The sequence below is a fragment of the Saccharopolyspora karakumensis genome (assembly GCF_004349225.1).
Taxonomy (GTDB): Bacteria; Actinomycetota; Actinomycetes; order Mycobacteriales; family Pseudonocardiaceae; genus Saccharopolyspora; species Saccharopolyspora endophytica.
In genome coordinates this window covers 1-1,508 of sequence record NZ_SMLA01000123.1, presented here as the reverse complement: position 1 = coordinate 1,508, position 1,508 = coordinate 1, and the positions used below count along the sequence as shown (strand labels likewise).

The 1,508-nt window shown below is 69.5% G+C and carries 2 protein-coding genes; both read left to right on the top strand.

Features of this window, described 5'->3' with window-relative positions; genetic code table 11:
* Positions 1–796: amidase family protein (locus E1202_RS31080; protein WP_268952405.1), on the top strand; the 796-nt coding region annotated here is incomplete at its 5' end.
* A gap of 95 nt (positions 797–891) precedes the next feature.
* On the top strand, positions 892–1,508 hold a 617-nt coding region (locus tag E1202_RS31075), incomplete at its 3' end, for a helix-turn-helix transcriptional regulator (protein WP_132686873.1).

Genomic DNA, 1,508 nt, shown 5'->3' with positions numbered 1-1,508 from the left:
CTACCCGGCCAGCCCCTTCGGCACCCTCTCCCACGCCGGCCCGATGACCACCACCATCACCGACACCGCCCTCCTGCTCGACATCCTCGCCCAACCCGACGCCCGCGACTGGTCGGTACTGGCCCCACCCACCGGCTCCTTCCTCGACCACCTCGGCGGCGGCGTCACCGGCCTGCGCATCGCCGTGAGCACCGACCTCGGCTTCGGCACCCCCGTCGACCCCCAGATCGCCCACGCCCTCAACGACGCCGCCCGCACCTTCCACGACCTCGGCGCCCACGTCGAACACGCCGACCCCGGCATCACCGACCCCATCGAGGACTTCCACGTCCTCTGGTTCGCCGGCGCCGCCAAAGCCACCGAACACCTCACCGACGCCCAGCGCGAACTCCTCGACCCCGGACTCGCGGAGATCTGCCGCCAAGGCCTGACCTACTCCGCCCAGGACTACCTCGAAGCCACCAACACCCGCATGAAACTCGGCCAGCGCATGGGCGCCTTCCACCAGCAATACGACCTGCTGCTGACCCCCACCGTCCCCATTCCCGCCTTCACCGCAGGACGCGAATCCCCCACCGATGGCGACCGCTGGACCACCTGGACCCCGTTCACCTACCCGTTCAACATGACCCAGCAACCCGCCGCCAGCATCCCCTGCGGCCACACCGACGACGGCCTGCCCATCGGACTGCAGATCATCGCCCCACGCCACGCCGACGCCACCATCCTGCGCGCCGCCCACGCCTACGAGCAGGCCCGCCCCTGGACCCGCACCACCACACCGAAGCAGACCTGACCACCCGACCGGACCGGGCACCCATCGTCGGACACACCCGCACCCCGCCCACCTAGCGTTGAACCATCACCGACCAACGCAGGAAAGGCACGACGATGGACCCCTGGAACCAGGCCGTCGCGCACATCGAACGCGACATCGCCGACGGAGCGGCTCACCGCACCACCGGGGAGATCAACGTCGCCGCCCTCGCACGGATCACCCTCACCTCGGAACACCACTTCCGACGGATGTTCTCGGTCCTGGCGGGCATGCCCGTCTCCGACTACATCCGGCGCCGACGCATGACCGTCGCAGCCTCCGCCGTGCTCACCGCACGCGAACCGCTGCAGGACATCGCCACCCGCTTCGGATACACCTCCGCCGACGCCTTCAGCCGCGCCTTCACCGCGGTCCACGGCATCGGCCCCACCGAAGCCCGACGCACCGGCGCGGTGCTGCGATCCCAGCCCCCACTGCGTTTCTCCCTCTCCGTGAAAGGAACAACGCAGATGCAATACCGGCTCACCGACCACACCCCGTTCACCCTCGTCGGCCGACGCCGCACCATGCCCCTCGTCCACCACGGACCCAACCCCGACATCGAGCACTTCCGCGAACACCTCGGCCTGAACACCCTCAAGGACATCAGCGCCCTGTCCACCCGCACACCCACCGGCGTGCTCGCCGCGTCCACCGACTTCACCGAAGACCGCGCCGACGGCAGCACCTT